Here is a 14,675-nt window from a genome sequence, read left to right as displayed (position 1 = left end):
TTTTGTTGGTTGAATATAAGGAGGAAGTAACATGAAGCAATGGATTAAACGCAGTGGGTTAGCAGTCGCGATTTTGGGATTAGGTTTGTTGATTGCCGCTTGTGGCCAACAAAGAGTAGCAGTGATAGCAAGAATCAAACCGTCACAATTGGGGTCACCACGGGCCCTCACGAACTGATCATGAAGCAGGTGGCCAAGTTAGCGAAGAAGGATGGCTTAACCATTAAGCTCAAGGAATTCACGGATTACAACACGCCAAACGTGGCATTGAACGATGGCAGCCTGCAAGGAAACAGTTATCAGACACTGGGTTTCTTAAAGACTCAGATCAAGCAAAAGGACTTCAAGATTACCGATGCTTTTAAGACAGTGGCCTTTCCCATGGGTGTTTATTCCAAGCACATCAAGTCACTCAAGGACTTGAAGAAGGGCGACACCATTGCGGTACCCAATGATCCTGCCAATGAACTGCGGGCCTTGCAGCTGTTTGAAAAAGGCCGGCGTAATCAAGCTCAAAGCGGGTGTGACAACGAATGCGACCAAGGCGGATGTCACTTCTAATCCGTTGAATCTGAAGATTGAGGAACTGGAAGCTTCACAATTGCCAACCCACCTGAGTGATGTGCAAGCCGCCGCCATCAACACAAACTTCGCCTTTGATGCGGGGCTCAATATCAACGACAACGCGATTTACCACGAACCACTGGTTAACAACCCTTATCCAAACTACTTTGTGGTTCAGACCAGCGATAAGAATGCCAAGTTTGTGAAGACCATCAAGAAGCTGTATCAGTCACAAACCATTCGCGATTACATCAAAAAGACATTCAAGGGTTCGATTGTTCAAGCATTCTAGAGGAGGCGCAGCACATGTCAGATTTGAGTGAACGATTACCACAACAATTTTTTGCAACACTAGTGAAAAATGTTAATGCACGGATTGCGGCGGGCCATGATGTGATCAATTTGGGTCAGGGCAATCCCGATCAGCCAACACCAGCCAATATTGTCGCCGCCGCACAACAGGCGGTGGCAGACCCCAAGAATCACAAGTATTCGTTGTTTCGCGGCCAACCGGATTTCAAGCAAGCCGCGGCGGACTTTTATCAACGCGAATATGGCGTCACGCTCGATCCCGAAACGGAAATCGCCGTGGTTGCGGGTTCAAAAAGCGGCCTAGTCGAATTGCCCCAGATTTGGCTCAATCCGGGTGAGCACATCCTATTACCTGACCCGGGCTATCCGGATTATCTGTCCGGGGTGGCGATCGCTCAAGCGACATTAGACTTGCTGCCGATTACGGCCGAGCACGATTGGCTGCCGGATTACACGCAGGTCGCGCCTGAAGTGGCAGAAGCGGCCAAACTGCTCTATCTGAACTATCCCAATAATCCAACCGGAGCGGTGGCAACACCTGAATTCTTCGAGGAGACAGTCGATTTTGCTCGGCAACATGACATTAAAGTCGTTCACGATTTTGCATATGGCGCGCTAGGGACACCGGATAAGCGGCCCGTCAGTTTCTTGCAGGCACCCGGGGCCAAGGACGTCGGCATCGAGTTCTACACCTTATCAAAGACCTATAACATGGCCGGTTGGCGCATTGGTTTTGCGGCCGGCAATCAGGATCTGATTGAAGCCATCAACCTGATTCAAGATCACATGCTGGTCAGTGTTTTCCCAGCCGTGCAAGAGGCTGGTGTGGCCGCTCTGAACGGCGATCAGAGCAGCGTGGCATCATTAGTGGCCCTGTATCAAAAACGGCGTGACGCGTGGTACCAGGCCGCTGATCAAATCGGCTGGCACGCGACACCGAGTCAAGGGACTTTCTACGCCTGGATGCCAGTGCCTGCAGGCTACACCAGTGGCGAGTTCAGTCAATTACTACTGGATCAAGCGGATGTTGCGGTCGCTGATGGCCGTGGCTTTGGCGACTACGGTGAAGGTTATGTCCGCATCGGTCTACTGACATCCCCAGAACGGCTTCAGGAAGCGGCGGCCCGCATCGGTCGATTAGGTTTATTCGCCTAATCTGCATGTCCTGGGTAATAATCACAGCTGCTGCGGCTAAATGCAGTAACAATAGAATGAACGCAAAAAGAGAGATGACAGGCCCTGATTGGGTTGTCATCTCTCTTTTTTGATCGCATCACTACTTGACGATGATGAGGCTGATCAGCAAGCCGACCAGCACGACAGCGAGCGCCGCCTTGATACCCGTGTTGAGCTTGGAAACTTGTTTGGTCCGCCATTCCAGGTAGATAACCACAAGCGTTGTAATCAGTGCGACAATCGTCAGAATGAAGAGCTGCGTCATAGAATCGCCTCCTATACCTCGAGATCGAAGAATGGATTGATTTGTTTTTGGATTTTATGGATTTGTAGCAAATTGATGTCAGGACACAAGCGATAGATGAATCCAGCGAAGGTGTCACGATGGTACTTGTAGTCCATCCGTGCCATCCGGTGATCCCGGCCAGATGTATTTTCCCATACCTCAAGGTTATATGCGGCATCCGGGATAATAGTAATGTAGGTGGATTCATCAATCCAGATTTGATTTAATTTCGTTTGATCGAGCATCAATAACGCCTCCATATTGGTATCGTGGATCCAATCGATTTTTGATTGCGTTATTGATTATAGCAGATTCGTTTCGAAAAATGGGCTCAGCGCATCGCTCGTTTTATTTGTGAAAAATCGTTCACAATCCCGTGAAAACGTGCAGGACTTACCCGAACACAGTTTCGTAAAAGTCAATCTTGACTTTTGACAGCCAAAATTAGGGGGTTGCTAAATCAACGAATCAGTCGCAAAAAGTTTTTTTTTTCACTTTTTTAGGCGAAATTATTTTCACGAATAAAAGCGCGTCCTTGGTATCGAAAAAGGCGAAATATCCGAATTACCGAAGTAACATCGCAATCGCTGGAATGAGATTAATCGTCATGTGTAAACCAATGGAGTAGCGCAAATCGCGATTGTAACGGTAAGCAGCGGCCAGTGCCATCCCCATTGACGCATAAACGAGAAGGAAAACTGATATTCGTGGTTCGTGTAACCAGCCAAATGCGAGGCCAGAAGTCACAACGGCGAGCACATTATTGAGCGAATTGTCCTTATTCCAAAAGAGATTCATGAAGAGACCGCGGAAGACGAATTCTTCAATGAAAGGCGCAAAGACGGCGGCCATGATGGCTAAGGTGTAGGGCCAGATCGAAGAAATCTGATTCAGACTCTGTTGGTTGCCTGGCGTGCCGAAGCGACTCACCAGGACATTGACGGCCAACACCAAGATGTACATAAAAACATAAAGAAGAAGCGCGTGGATGTCATCGGTTGACGATGAATATTCAGCGGATTGTGCTGCTTGAGTTGTCGGCGGTAGACAAAGCGCAGGAGTAAGATGACCGCAATTGCCGTTAACCCCAAGGTGAGCAGTAAAAACCAATCACGTCGCCATAGACTTTGTTTGGATGCCGATGCAGCGAATAGCAATGGCCATTGATAAGCCTCGACAAGCATAATGGCAGCCGCAAAGATAATGAGGGCTTTAGCACGGTCATAAAGCCAAGTTAACCAATCTGGCATAGAAATCCCTCCTTTAATGTGTCATGGTGCGCAAAGACCGCGAGAGGGTTTAATTACGCTTGCGGTCTTTGACATATCGCAATTATAGCGCTAGTTTCGTGAGTGCTCACAGCCAAACCGTATGGAATCACGCTAAACGCGTTCCCAAAGGCAAGACACTCCGGTTAGCTCAGCTTCGCCGAATCCATAACCCGGATTCTGTCAAAGCTATTGCTAATCCTCATGTCTTAACCGCCTTTGATTGCGCTCTAAACGCGTTCCCATCCCCAACAATCTCCGTCTAACTCGCTTTTTGCACATGGCACAGACCGCCATGCCCTTCAAAGCCCGTTAGTACTCGATTGCTACCCGGGGATTGTCGCGCTCTAAACGCGCTCACCCATACTGCCTGTTTCGCCTACCATGACTCCCGACAATCGTCAAAACCACGATTGTTTCGTGAGTCCCGTTAGTGCTCACAGTCAAACCGTATGGGTTCGCGCTCTAAATCAAATGATAATGCTTGAGGCCATTCACAATCCCGCCATCGAGATTTGATGTGGTTTGGAATTGAGCCACAGCAGCGACTTGTGGCAACGCATTGCCCATCGCGACGCCGTAATCAGCGAATTCAAGCATAGGAATATCGTTGTTACCATCACCAAAGGCATAGGTGGTGGCTTCAGCCAATTCCGGTTGCTTCAAGAGGGCTTGAATCCCAGTCGCTTTCGTTACGCCGTGGTTCACGACATCGATTGCGTAGGGACTGTTACGATAGAAGGTGAGTTCAGGGAATAACTTTTCGTACTTCGCCTGCATATCAGCCTCGATAGGCTTTTGTGGGGTGAAGAGTAAGAACATGAAGACCGGTCCTTTTTGGTAGAAGTCGGGATCTTCGCGCGGTTGATCCTGATGAACCAGTTTGTAGTTGTTTTGAGTCATCTGATTCTTCATGGTGATTGCGACGGTGTTTTCATTATAAAAGGCGATTGGCAGACCGTCTTCTTTAGCGACTTGGGTGACACGGTTGAGCACGTCGGTATCGATAACGTTCTTGACGATGGCTTCACCCTTGTACCACACATAAGCGCCATTTGCGCCAACCAAAGTATCGATATGATTGGCATCTAACATCGGTGCAATTTCCCAATGATTGCGGCCTGTCGCAATCACGGGTAACACGTTATTTGCTTTCAGTTCAGCGAGGGCTTGTCGGTTTTCAGGTGGGACTTGCTTGTCGTTATCAAATAAGGTGCCGTCGAGATCAAAAAAGTTGCTGCTTTATACATGAAAGAACCTCCAATAATGTAATAGTAACAGTGTAGCATATCGCTTTTAATAACACGTGTTTGAGCCAGGATAAAGCTCGATTTTCTCCTATTATAATTATTACGCAGGCTTAACGAACAATCGTGGTTTTTTGCCTAAAATTGCGTATAATGAAATCATATATACGGACAAAATGAAACTTTCAAATAAGCCAATGCCGGTAGCGGCATGAATGAGGGAGAATGTATGGTCGGAATTAAACTTTTTGCCTTGAATGGCAATGTGCCACTTGCAGAAAAAATTGCTCAAGAAGTTGGCGTCCCATTGTCACCTATTTCAGTTAAGCACTTTGCGGATGGTGAAGTTCAAGTTGAGCTTCCTGAAAGTGTGCGGGGTGCAGATGTCTTCATTATTCAACCTGTTTCAGATCCCGTGAACGAGAATTTCATGGAATTGATGATTACAGTGGATGCCATGCGGCGTGCGAGTGCGCATTTGATTAATGTTGTGGTCCCTTACTATGGGTATGCGCGTGCTGATCGGAAGGCACGGTCTCGTGAACCCATCACGGCTAAGTTGATCGCCAACTTACTCGAAATGGACGGCATCGATCGTTTCATCGCGGTTGACCTGCATGCAGATCAATTACAAGGTTTCTTTGATATTCCAGTTGATCACTTACAGGCACTGCCGCTAGCCGGTGAATACTTCCGTGAAATTGGTTTGGACAAAGATGTCGTGGTGATCGCACCCGATCACAGTGGCACCAAGCGTGCGCGTGAACTGGCAGAAATGCTGGGGGCACCGATTGCCATTGTTGATAAGCGCCCTGGTGACGATAACGTCGGTGTCATCGGTGATGTGGCAGGTAAGCACACCATTATCGTGGATGACATGATCGATACCGCTGTGCGCGTTCAAGACGCATATGCGGCCTTGCAAGAAAATGGAGCAGCGGATGTCTATGTGACCGCAACTCACGGTGTGCTGTCAGCAGGCGCCTCAGAACGATTAGCAAAACTCGACTTGAAGAAGATTGTGGTGACGGACACCATCAATATTCCTGAAGAAAAGCAATTGCCTAACTTTGTCATTCTGTCTGTTGGCCCAATGATCGGCCAAGGAATCAAGATGATTAGCAGTAACCAGTCAATTCATCCATTATTTGAACATTAATCCTAAAATGGGCTTGCGTCCCGGTTTTGCCCATGATATACTATTTGAGTTGTCAAATATGGCAGCTCAATTCATGGGTGGTTAGCTCAGCTGGCAGAGCAACGGACTCTTAATCCGTGGGTCCAGGGTTCGATCCCCTGACCACCCATAAGAAACCAATCACGTGAAAACCTGATGTTGCGATTTATCGCGATATCAGGTTTTTTGTGGTTTCAGAGATAACGGGGAACAACAAAGAGGGCGCGATGTCACAACCGACTGGTTGTAGCATCGCGCCCTCTTTGTTTTTAAATGGAATTACTTGCTTAACTTGCTTGCGGCTGCCTTGTCGATGATGACAACAACATCCTTGTGGTTTTGAAGTACAGATGCAGGCACGTCAGTTGTGACAGGGCCTTCGATCATCTTTTGGATAGCATCAGCCTTATCTTCGCCGAATGCTAAGAGTAAGATCTTCTTGCTCTTCATGATTGAACCAATCCCCATGGAGTAAGCAAAGCGTGGGACGTCTTCTTCCTTATCGAAGAAACGTGCGTTTGCGTCGATGGTGGATTGTGTTAAAGGTACCTTACGAGTTTCAGCATCAAATGGTGAGCCTGGTTCGTTGAAACCGATGTGACCATTGCGGCCGATACCAAGAACTTGGATATCGATTGGGTGGTCAGCGATTACTTTGTTGTAACGCTTTGTTTCAGCATCTGGATCTGCTGCTAAACCATTAGGAACAAAAGTTTCTTTGAATGGCTTTGCGTCAAACAAGTGGCTTTGCATGAAGTAACGGTAACTTTGGTCGTTGTCTGGTGCCATGCCAACATATTCGTCCAAGTTAACAGAAGTCATATTGGAGAAGTCAACATCGCTTGCTACCATTGCCTTATACATTTCAACAGGTGTGCTACCTGTTGCTAAGCCAAGTGTCTTGGCACCGTTATCCATACCAGTCTTAATGATATCAAAAGCTGCCTTACCTGCTTCAACATCGTTATCAAAAATTTTTACGTCCATCTGAAAATTCCTCCCTCTTTTGGTCTAGTCCAATATAACACCGGCCTAGACCGATGTCAACAAGATATCGGGATGATTGCGAATTACGGCCTATGCCAGAGAAAAAGTTCGTGCCAATTTTGTGTATCTATTCGTTAATTCATCTGTATCAATGATTTGAAATGCGTGCCGAAAGTGCGGCAAGGCCCTGTATCAATGGATTTTGACACCGGTTTCAGTTTTGGCACAGCGGTTTGTGCCAAATGTGCTTTTGTCAGCGGCTTCAGCAAGCGTTTACAATGTATTTGTAATCGGATACAGAAAGGAGCGCTTGCAATGGACACAAAAGCAAGCAAACCAGCCAAGAAGGGGATTAAGTCTGCCATGCAGACTTTTGGGACAAAACTTTCGGGTATGGTTTTACCAAACATTGGTGCCTTCATCGCTTGGGGCTTGATTACCGCCATCTTCCTTAAAGATGGTTGGTTACCAAATGCCGACCTCGCGAAATTGATCGACCCAATGAAAAATTATTTATTGCCACTTCTCATTGCTTACTCAGGTGGTGCAGCGGTTGCTAGCCACCGTGGTGGGGTCGTTGGGGCTATTGCCACGATGGGGGTCATCGTTGGGACCAACGTGCCAATGTTTATCGGTGCCATGGTGATGGGACCTTTAGGTGGTTGGTGTATTAAGAAATGGGACGATGCGGTTCAACCTAAGATTCGTCAAGGGTTCGAAATGCTCGTCAACAACTTTAGTGCCGGTATCATTGGGATGATTCTGGCCATCATCGGGTTCTTCCTGATGGGACCAATCATCTCGGCATTTACCAATGTGATGGCTGCTGGGGTTAACTGGATGATCAGTCACAGCTTACTGTGGTTGGCCAACATCTTCATTGAACCAGCGAAGATTCTGTTCTTGAATAACGCAATTAACCAAGGGATTCTGACCCCATTAGGGATTCAGCAAGCCGCTTCTGCAGGGAAGTCAATTCTGTTCCTGCTTGAACCAGATCCAGGTCCAGGGCTTGGTGTTCTGCTCGCCTTTGCCTTATTCGGTAAGGGTGCTGCTAAGGGTTCTGCACCTTCCGCAATCATCATCCACTTCCTGGGTGGGATTCACGAAATCTACTTCCCATACATCTTAATGAAGCCAGCACTGTTCCTTTCCGTTATTGCTGGTGGTGTTACCGGGACAACCTTATTCTCTATTTTAGGTGTTGGGCTCAAGAGCTCACCTTCTCCTGGTTCCATTATTTCACTGTTACTCATGTCACCAAAAGATCCAATGAACTATCTGGGCTTGATCATCGGTGTGACCGGTGCAACCGTTGTTTCATTCTTAGTTTCCGCCGTTATTTTGAAGCGGGATAAGAGTGTTGAAGCGGATGGCGATGACTTGGCAGCAAGTACCGCTAAGATGAAGGCCATGAAGGCTGAATCTAAGAACCAAGCTCAAACACAAGAACAAGCACAACAAATTATGAATGATGTTCGTGGCGTGCAACAAATCATCTTCGCCTGCGATGCCGGTATGGGTTCAAGTGCCATGGGTGCTTCCATCCTGCGGGATAAGGTGAAGAAGGCTGGTTTGAACCTGCCTGTCACAAACACGGCTATCAGTAACTTACAAGACAAGCCAGGACTCCTGGTTGTGACCCAAGAAGAATTAGCTGATCGGGCAAAGACGCAGACACCTGATGCAATGCACGTGGCCGTTGATAACTTCTTGAGCAGTCCTAAGTATGATGAAATCATCGCTAGCCTGAAGACGGAATCGATGACTGACAATAAGGACGCCGCACCAACAGCGACAGCAAATGCTGATCAGCCAGCGGCAACCACTGAAGATCCAAACGCTTCATTGAACCTCGATGTTGTGAAGGAAATTGTCTTCATGCACCACGATCAAAATATTGGCTCTGCCACAATGGCACAAGCCACATTCCGTTCCGAACTCCACAAGCTCAACAAGGATATCACCGTTAAGAACCTTTCTATTGGTGAAATTGATGACAATCCTGATGTCTTGATTGTGGCAAGTAAGGAAACCGCTCGGCGGGTTAAGTTACAATTTGCCAATGTTCAGGTCTATGTGGTCGACGGTCTTCTCAATGCGACAAATTATGATACGCTTATCTCGAAATTAAAATAATTGATAAAGAGAGATAAGGGCTATGATCTTAACTAACCGCGAACAGCAGATCATCAAATTGATTCTTAGCCAACCACAGGGGGTGAGCCGTGATGAGCTCACCAAACAAATCAATATCAGTCGGCGGACGGTCTATCGGGAACTCGCCCAACTCGAACAGGATATTCAAGCGTTCAAGTTGGCTCTGATTAAAGATAGTCACGGCGCCTACACGATCGCGGGTGATGCGGTTCAGCTGGATGCACTTCGGCAGAACCTCACCCCTGACGTGCCCACCATTACGTTTAATGCAAGTCAGCGCCAAAATGCACTGTTGGTACGATTGTTACTGACAAGTGTCCCGATGACCATGAGTGATCTCGCCGATGAACTCGAGGTATCACTCTCGACCATCAAGCAGGATCTCGACTTGATTACACCGGCGCTGACCATGTCACAGTTAACATTGAATCGCCAAAAAGCCACGGGTGTATGGATCAGTGGGCAGGAGGCGGATATCCGCCGGGTGCTGGTTGGTATTTTTGCCAGCGCGCTGAACCCATATCTATTCTTTCAAGCACTCAAAACAACGCACAACACATTCGATCCCGTGACGGGTTACTTCTTTAACCAGTTGCCAAGCACCGCGCTCAAGGCGGCGGATACGGTCTTCCATCGCACCTCTAGTCTGGCGAGTGTCAGTGATAATCAACGCAAGCTCTTGTTGCTGACGGTGACTGTGCACGCGATGCGCGTTCTCGCGGGCTATCATGTGGCTTCTAGCCGCAATTTTGACCGCGAGCTCTTGTTCCAAGACCAACAGCTTGCGCTCCAGTTCTTCGCCGAGATGGCGCCAGAAATTCGTGAACAAGTGCGCGTCGGCGATTACCAATTCCTCGCGATTCAGCTCAATGAGATTCGTGGTGGCTTGGTCGCAGAGCAGGTCGATCCATTCGACCTCACCGTGAACTTGCAAGTTCAGTCGCTGATTCAAGCCGTGGAGAAGCGGTATGACTATCCTTTCAGTGGTGATCAGCAGCTCTACGCCGCCTTGCTCGCACATGTGCAACGCAGTGTGGCCGGGACGTTAACACCCATGCTTGCCAATCCTGTTTTGGATCACTTAGCCAGTGATTACCCTAAGCTCTATACAGCGGTGCAAGCAGCGACTGATGAAGTCTTTGGCCAACACGCGTTTGTCGGTAACGAATTAGCCTACGTGGTGTTGTACTTCGCCTCGGTGATTACCGGCGCGGATGAGATTGCGGCACGGGTGTTGCTGGTGACAAGTGATGGTCCGGGAACGGGTCGATTGATTGAAACCAAGTTGCGCCAGGGGTTTCCAGAGATTCGCAGCGTCACCAATGTGCGCATCAGTGATTTGTCTAGCATCGACTTTTCGCGCTACGCCTTGATTCTATCAACGGTGCAGCTGCCGGGCTTTGACCATCAGTACCTGGTGGTCACGCCACTCTTACCACAGAGTGAGCGCAATGAAATCTCGCGGCTCTTGTCGCAGGTCAAACAAGGTGCAGCAATTGTGCCACAACGCTCGCTGGATAAGAGTGTCACGGCATTTGAAGACTTGAAGACGATGGTCGAGACAGCATCCACCTTGTTGGATCAATTTAACAGCTATGTGGTGGCGCAACCCACATCTGATATCAATCAAGCCCTGATTGCGATTTTGACGATGCTACCTAAAGTGGTGCGCAACCTCGAATCAGTGCTCAGCGCGCTTATCAAGCGTCTTGAGCTGGCCCCTGTGGGTATTCCAGATACGCAGATGGCGCTGGTTCACGCGGCGAATGCGGGTGTCAGTCAGCCGTTCATCGGTGTGTTCGATCTGAGCACGCCAATCACGCTACCGGCCATGGACATGCAAACCATCACGTTGAAGCGCGTCATTCTCCTGTTGACGCCAGCCGATACACCACAATCCACGATGCAATTGCTCTCCGCGGTGTCTGGCATGATGGTCCGCAATCCACAACACCTGCACAGTTTTGAAACGGGTAATTATAGTCAGCTCTATCAGTTGATCACAGAAGCTTTTCTTACAGAAATACAAAAAATCGATCGAAGGTGACTAACATGAAGGCACTCGATGCCAATACTATCGCTTTAGGCCAAACGGCAAAGACCAAGGAAGAAGCGATCCGCCAAGTCGGACAACTCTTAGTCGATAACGGTAATGTGGAACCAGAATACATTGATTCCATGATTGCCCGTAACCGTGATGTCTCTGTCTACATGGGTAACTTTATTGCGATTCCCCATGGGCAAGAAGACGGCATGAAGTACATCAAAAACAGGGATTGCGATTGCACAATACCCTTGGGGCGTTGATTTCTCAGACGATCCCGCAGAAGAGAATTTGGTCACAGTTGTGTTTGGGATTGCCGGATTAAACGGTGAGCACTTGCAACTGTTGTCCAAGATCGCCCTGTATTGTAGTGATGTTGAAAACGTTCAAAAATTGGCCGACGCACAATCGGCACAAGAAGTTATTAACCTATTGAAGGAAGTTGATTAGGATGGAAGCAGTACATTTTGGAGCAGGGAATATCGGCCGTGGCTTTATCGGTGAAACGTTAGCAAGCAATGGCTTTAAGATCAATTTTGTGGATGTCAATGAAACCATCATTGATGCATTGAACCAACGCGGCGAATACACCATCACATTGGCAGCACCTGGTGAAGGTAAGATTCATGTTGATAATGTCGACGGGTTGAACAATGCGAAGAATCCAGACGCTGTTGTGAAAGCGATTGCGCAAGCGGATTTGGTTACCACTGCGATTGGGCCTAAGATTTTACCATTGATTGCACCACTCATCGCGCAAGGGATTGACGCGCGGCGTGCAGCTGGTAATGACACAGCCATCGATGTGATTGCTTGTGAAAACATGATTGGCGGCTCACAATCCCTGAAGAAGGATGTTTACAGCCATCTCGATGCAGACGGTCAAGCCTTTGCGGATGCTCACATCGGCTTCCCTAACGCGGCCGTTGACCGTATCGTGCCGATTCAACATCACGATGATCCATTAGCTGTCTCCGTTGAAGATTTCAAGGAATGGGTTGTTGACGAAAGCCAGATGAAGAATACCGGCTTGAAGTTAAAGACGGTTGAATATGTGCCTGATTTGGAACCTTATATCGAACGGAAGCTCTTCTCTGTTAATACAGGGCATGCAACCACTGCTTACACAGGTAAGTACTTGGGCTACACCACAATCGGTGATGCCATCAAGGACGACAAGGTATTGAGCCAAGTCGAAGGTGCTTTGAAGGAAACACGTTCCCTGTTGTTGGCCCAATTTGAAAACTTCACGGAACAAGAACTGGTTGACTATCAAAATAGCGTGGTCAATCGCTTCAAGAATCCCTATATCTCAGATGATATTTCCCGGGTCGCACGGACACCAATTCGGAAGTTAGGTTATGACGAACGCTTTATTCGGCCAATTCGTGAATTGAAGCAACGCGGCTTGAACTACAGTGTGCTCTTGGATACTGTCGGCATGATCTTCAAGTATGACGAACCTAGCGATGATGAATCCGTTAAGTTACAAGCCCTCTTGAAGGAAAAGCCTTTGGGTGATGTGATCAAAGAAGTGACCGGTGTGACCGATGCTGACCTGATTGCAGAAATTCAAAAGTCGGTTGAGAGCAAGTAACTACTAGAATTCTCAATCTTTTGGAACGCGATGAATCGTTAGTGTTCGACAATCAAAAAGAACGTGAGCCAAAACCAGTCGGGTTTAGCTCACGTTCTTTTTTGTGTGCGCATTACGCATGAATGCGAGTGATGATACCGCGTACCAAGCGCCACAACCCCAACAGCGCACCGCCAACAAAGAGCAGCAGGGCGAAGGGGGTCACAAAGAAGCCAGGTTCGTGGAGAAAGCCTTGCGCGTCGATATAGCTGAACTGGTTGGCAATGACGAGTACCACCACCGCGGCAAGCATGAGTATGAGCGGTAAAAGATATTTTTCATACCCTCATTATACGAGCTATCGGGCTTAAAAATCTGTTAAGCTGCGTCGCGCTGAAAACTGAATGACAGATTCTGACAAAAAGTTTCAAAATCTTGTTGCGCAAGGCTTTGATTCATGATAATATATTTAAGTCGTCAAGCGATGATACATAGATAAATGGGTGGTTAGCTCAGCTGGCAGAGCAACGGACTCTTAATCCGTGGGTCCAGGGTTCGATCCCCTGACCACCCATCACGTAAGCGGTCATGGTAATTCTTCGGAATTGCTCATGACCGCTTTTTGTGTTCGTCTCGCTATGTCGCGTGGTCCCGCCCCGATAATGGCATTGGTTTGGGTGATAATGAGCGTTTAAACTTTCGGATTGATATTCTTTTTATTTTTACCTATCTTGATTGCGCTTTTCTGCTCTTTTGATTACGCTAAAGGGAGTGGAAAGGGTGAGGATGAATGGCAATCAATAGTACACAACGCGTGGCTGCTGTCTTGGTGCGGTTGTTGCGGGGCGAGACAGTGACCTTTGAAGATTGGCGGGTGCGTTACGGGGATAGTAAGAATATGCGTACGTTTCAACGCGACATCGCTGATATCCGCCGGGCCTTGGCCGAAAATGAGTGGCACGGGGAGTTACAACATACCGATCAAGGAATCGAACTGGTGAATGGCACGACGACCAATGTCTTACAGTACAGTGTGGCGCTCGGGCAGATTGCCGTCGCGAGTCGCGCCTTCACGCGTGGTGAGTTGAAACAAGTGCTGGCGTTTTGTCGGCACGATTAGATCCGACCGATAAGCAGCTGTTTAACGACACCCTCAAGATGGCCCAAAACAGTTACTTCCCTTTGTCGCGCGCGGTGCCGTTACTCGCTCGGCTTCAGACGATGATCGATGTCATCAGTGCACATCAGCGGCTTACGTTCACATACGCCAGCAGCCGGCCTTCTGAGCACGCCATTCAGACGCATGAGGCGCAACCCGAGACCCTCTTTTTTGATCGATTTATTTTATGTTGTGATGCACCTTGATACAGGTGGCTATCGCCTCTTTCGGCTCGACCGTATCGAACAGATTGTGCGCGTGAGCGACGGCGATAAGCGCTGGTCACCGAATCATTATTCCCTGCAGGAATTACGGGAACACACTCACCTGATGGATAGGGGCAGTATGACGACGTTCCGCTTCAATGCATGGGGCATCTATCCGCAAACAATTCTGGATCAGTTTCCCCAATCACAAATGATTGCATCGTGTGAACGCGACGGTTATCTGTTTGAAGCCACGGCTAAGGATATGGGGGCTACGATGTGGTTACTGTCGCAGGGCCCAAAGATTCAGGTGGTTTCACCGCCATCGCTGGTGGCCAAAATTCGGGATGATCTCAAGGCTATGTTACAGTACTATCCAGAGGATTAAAGCCCTTATTCACTCTGTTAATCAGGTTTTAAAATTCATATAGGATAAAAATTAAGCCGATAAAAGTGAAAAATTTGCCCACTTTATTTTTTAATGGCTGGTAATGACATATTGTGTCGCCCTGG

General features: G+C 48.1%; 13 protein-coding genes, 2 tRNA genes and 4 pseudogenes. 12 read left to right on the top strand and 7 right to left on the bottom strand.

Features of this window, described 5'->3' with window-relative positions:
* Positions 1-31: 31 nt before the first annotated feature.
* Both JCM17471_RS16505 and JCM17471_RS06710 read left to right on the top strand, forming a co-directional pair.
* Positions 32-856: pseudogene (locus JCM17471_RS16505) on the top strand (MetQ/NlpA family ABC transporter substrate-binding protein).
* Between the two features lie 14 nt (positions 857-870).
* The gene (locus tag JCM17471_RS06710) at positions 871-2,031 is read left to right on the top strand and encodes a pyridoxal phosphate-dependent aminotransferase (protein ID WP_054777307.1); all 1,161 of its coding nucleotides are present in this window, start codon (positions 871-873) and stop codon (positions 2,029-2,031) included.
* Between the two features lie 121 nt (positions 2,032-2,152).
* On the opposite strand, the gene JCM17471_RS14045 is transcribed toward JCM17471_RS06710, so the two are convergent.
* From JCM17471_RS14045 to JCM17471_RS06690, 5 genes and pseudogenes are all read right to left on the bottom strand, one after another.
* Positions 2,153-2,317 carry a hypothetical protein gene (locus JCM17471_RS14045; RefSeq protein WP_156321634.1) on the bottom strand — a complete coding sequence of 55 codons (165 nt, stop codon included), beginning with the start codon at positions 2,315-2,317 and terminating at the stop codon, positions 2,153-2,155.
* Positions 2,318-2,328: 11 nt separating this feature from the next.
* Positions 2,329-2,583, bottom strand: a complete 255-nt coding sequence (locus JCM17471_RS06705; protein ID WP_054777306.1) for a hypothetical protein — start codon at positions 2,581-2,583, stop codon at positions 2,329-2,331.
* 319 nt (positions 2,584-2,902) lie between these two features.
* The gene (locus JCM17471_RS06700; protein ID WP_162208370.1) at positions 2,903-3,286 is read right to left on the bottom strand and encodes a CPBP family intramembrane glutamic endopeptidase; all 384 of its coding nucleotides are present in this window, start codon (positions 3,284-3,286) and stop codon (positions 2,903-2,905) included.
* A complete protein-coding gene (locus tag JCM17471_RS06695; RefSeq protein WP_054777304.1) occupies positions 3,265-3,588 on the bottom strand; it encodes a hypothetical protein in 324 nt (107 codons plus the stop codon). The genes JCM17471_RS06700 and JCM17471_RS06695 overlap by 22 nt, the downstream gene beginning before the upstream one ends.
* A 483-nt stretch (positions 3,589-4,071) precedes the next feature.
* Positions 4,072-4,827: pseudogene (locus JCM17471_RS06690) on the bottom strand (Cof-type HAD-IIB family hydrolase); the annotation flags it as partial.
* 255 nt (positions 4,828-5,082) lie between these two features.
* Here JCM17471_RS06690 and JCM17471_RS06685 point away from each other — a divergent pair.
* Together JCM17471_RS06685 and JCM17471_RS06680 are read left to right on the top strand one after the other, a co-directional pair.
* Positions 5,083-6,012 (top strand): ribose-phosphate diphosphokinase, encoded by a 930-nt coding sequence (locus tag JCM17471_RS06685; protein WP_082395245.1) that lies wholly within the window; start codon positions 5,083-5,085, stop codon positions 6,010-6,012.
* A gap of 75 nt (positions 6,013-6,087) precedes the next feature.
* A tRNA-Lys gene (locus tag JCM17471_RS06680) sits at positions 6,088-6,160 on the top strand.
* A 149-nt stretch (positions 6,161-6,309) separates the two neighbouring features.
* On the opposite strand, the gene nagB is transcribed toward JCM17471_RS06680, so the two are convergent.
* Complete coding sequence (gene nagB, locus JCM17471_RS06675; protein WP_054777301.1) at positions 6,310-7,017, bottom strand: glucosamine-6-phosphate deaminase; 708 nt, start codon at positions 7,015-7,017, stop codon at positions 6,310-6,312.
* A 315-nt stretch (positions 7,018-7,332) separates the two neighbouring features.
* Here nagB and JCM17471_RS06670 point away from each other — a divergent pair, with 315 nt between their 5' ends.
* From JCM17471_RS06670 to JCM17471_RS06655, 4 genes and pseudogenes are all read left to right on the top strand, one after another.
* Positions 7,333-9,156: a PTS mannitol transporter subunit IIBC gene (locus tag JCM17471_RS06670; RefSeq protein ID WP_054777300.1), complete on the top strand. Its 1,824-nt coding sequence runs from the start codon at positions 7,333-7,335 to the stop codon at positions 9,154-9,156.
* Positions 9,157-9,178: 22 nt separating this feature from the next.
* Positions 9,179-11,224, top strand: coding sequence for a BglG family transcription antiterminator (locus tag JCM17471_RS06665; RefSeq protein ID WP_054777299.1), 2,046 nt, complete (start codon positions 9,179-9,181; stop codon positions 11,222-11,224).
* Positions 11,225-11,229: 5 nt separating this feature from the next.
* Positions 11,230-11,671: pseudogene (locus JCM17471_RS06660) on the top strand (PTS mannitol transporter subunit IIA).
* A gap of 1 nt (position 11,672) precedes the next feature.
* Positions 11,673-12,818, top strand: a complete 1,146-nt coding sequence (locus JCM17471_RS06655; RefSeq protein WP_054777298.1) for a mannitol-1-phosphate 5-dehydrogenase — start codon at positions 11,673-11,675, stop codon at positions 12,816-12,818.
* Positions 12,819-12,930: 112 nt separating this feature from the next.
* On the opposite strand, the pseudogene JCM17471_RS06650 reads toward JCM17471_RS06655, so the two are convergent.
* Positions 12,931-13,122, bottom strand: a pseudogene (locus tag JCM17471_RS06650) (DUF3955 domain-containing protein); the annotation flags it as partial.
* A gap of 176 nt (positions 13,123-13,298) precedes the next feature.
* Between JCM17471_RS06650 and JCM17471_RS06645 the strand changes: the two are divergent.
* The 4 genes from JCM17471_RS06645 to JCM17471_RS06635 all read left to right on the top strand — a co-directional run bounded on the left by JCM17471_RS06645 (position 13,299) and on the right by JCM17471_RS06635 (position 14,550).
* Positions 13,299-13,371: transfer RNA gene (locus tag JCM17471_RS06645), tRNA-Lys, on the top strand.
* 216 nt (positions 13,372-13,587) lie between these two features.
* The gene (locus tag JCM17471_RS06640; RefSeq protein WP_054777296.1) at positions 13,588-13,917 is read left to right on the top strand and encodes a hypothetical protein; all 330 of its coding nucleotides are present in this window, start codon (positions 13,588-13,590) and stop codon (positions 13,915-13,917) included.
* Positions 13,902-14,162 (top strand): hypothetical protein, encoded by a 261-nt coding sequence (locus JCM17471_RS14445; RefSeq protein WP_162208369.1) that lies wholly within the window; start codon positions 13,902-13,904, stop codon positions 14,160-14,162. The genes JCM17471_RS06640 and JCM17471_RS14445 overlap by 16 nt, the downstream gene beginning before the upstream one ends.
* Positions 14,128-14,550: a WYL domain-containing protein gene (locus JCM17471_RS06635; RefSeq protein ID WP_054777295.1), complete on the top strand. Its 423-nt coding sequence runs from the start codon at positions 14,128-14,130 to the stop codon at positions 14,548-14,550. Before JCM17471_RS14445 ends, JCM17471_RS06635 begins: the two co-directional genes overlap by 35 nt.
* Positions 14,551-14,675: the final 125 nt, after the last annotated feature.

The sequence above is a fragment of the Lacticaseibacillus saniviri JCM 17471 = DSM 24301 genome (assembly GCF_001311785.1).
In the GTDB taxonomy this organism is placed as follows: domain Bacteria; phylum Bacillota; class Bacilli; order Lactobacillales; family Lactobacillaceae; genus Lacticaseibacillus; species Lacticaseibacillus saniviri.
The sequence above is the reverse complement of the archived record's forward strand: the minus strand, read 5'-3'. Positions and strand labels throughout refer to the sequence as shown.

What these genes read in the sequence shown, in the direction of transcription:
- JCM17471_RS06710 (WP_054777307.1), top strand. Translation starts at nt 871, where the DNA reads ATGTCAGATTTGAGTGAACGATTACCACAACAATTTTTTGCAACACTA.
- JCM17471_RS14045 (WP_156321634.1), bottom strand. Translation starts at nt 2,317, where the DNA reads ATGACGCAGCTCTTCATTCTGACGATTGTCGCACTGATTACAACGCTT.
- JCM17471_RS06705 (WP_054777306.1), bottom strand. Translation starts at nt 2,583, where the DNA reads ATGCTCGATCAAACGAAATTAAATCAAATCTGGATTGATGAATCCACC.
- JCM17471_RS06695 (WP_054777304.1), bottom strand. Translation starts at nt 3,588, where the DNA reads ATGCCAGATTGGTTAACTTGGCTTTATGACCGTGCTAAAGCCCTCATT.
- JCM17471_RS06685 (WP_082395245.1), top strand. Translation starts at nt 5,083, where the DNA reads ATGGTCGGAATTAAACTTTTTGCCTTGAATGGCAATGTGCCACTTGCA.
- nagB (WP_054777301.1), bottom strand. Translation starts at nt 7,017, where the DNA reads ATGGACGTAAAAATTTTTGATAACGATGTTGAAGCAGGTAAGGCAGCT.
- JCM17471_RS06670 (WP_054777300.1), top strand. Translation starts at nt 7,333, where the DNA reads ATGGACACAAAAGCAAGCAAACCAGCCAAGAAGGGGATTAAGTCTGCC.
- JCM17471_RS06665 (WP_054777299.1), top strand. Translation starts at nt 9,179, where the DNA reads ATGATCTTAACTAACCGCGAACAGCAGATCATCAAATTGATTCTTAGC.
- JCM17471_RS06655 (WP_054777298.1), top strand. Translation starts at nt 11,673, where the DNA reads ATGGAAGCAGTACATTTTGGAGCAGGGAATATCGGCCGTGGCTTTATC.
- JCM17471_RS06640 (WP_054777296.1), top strand. Translation starts at nt 13,588, where the DNA reads ATGGCAATCAATAGTACACAACGCGTGGCTGCTGTCTTGGTGCGGTTG.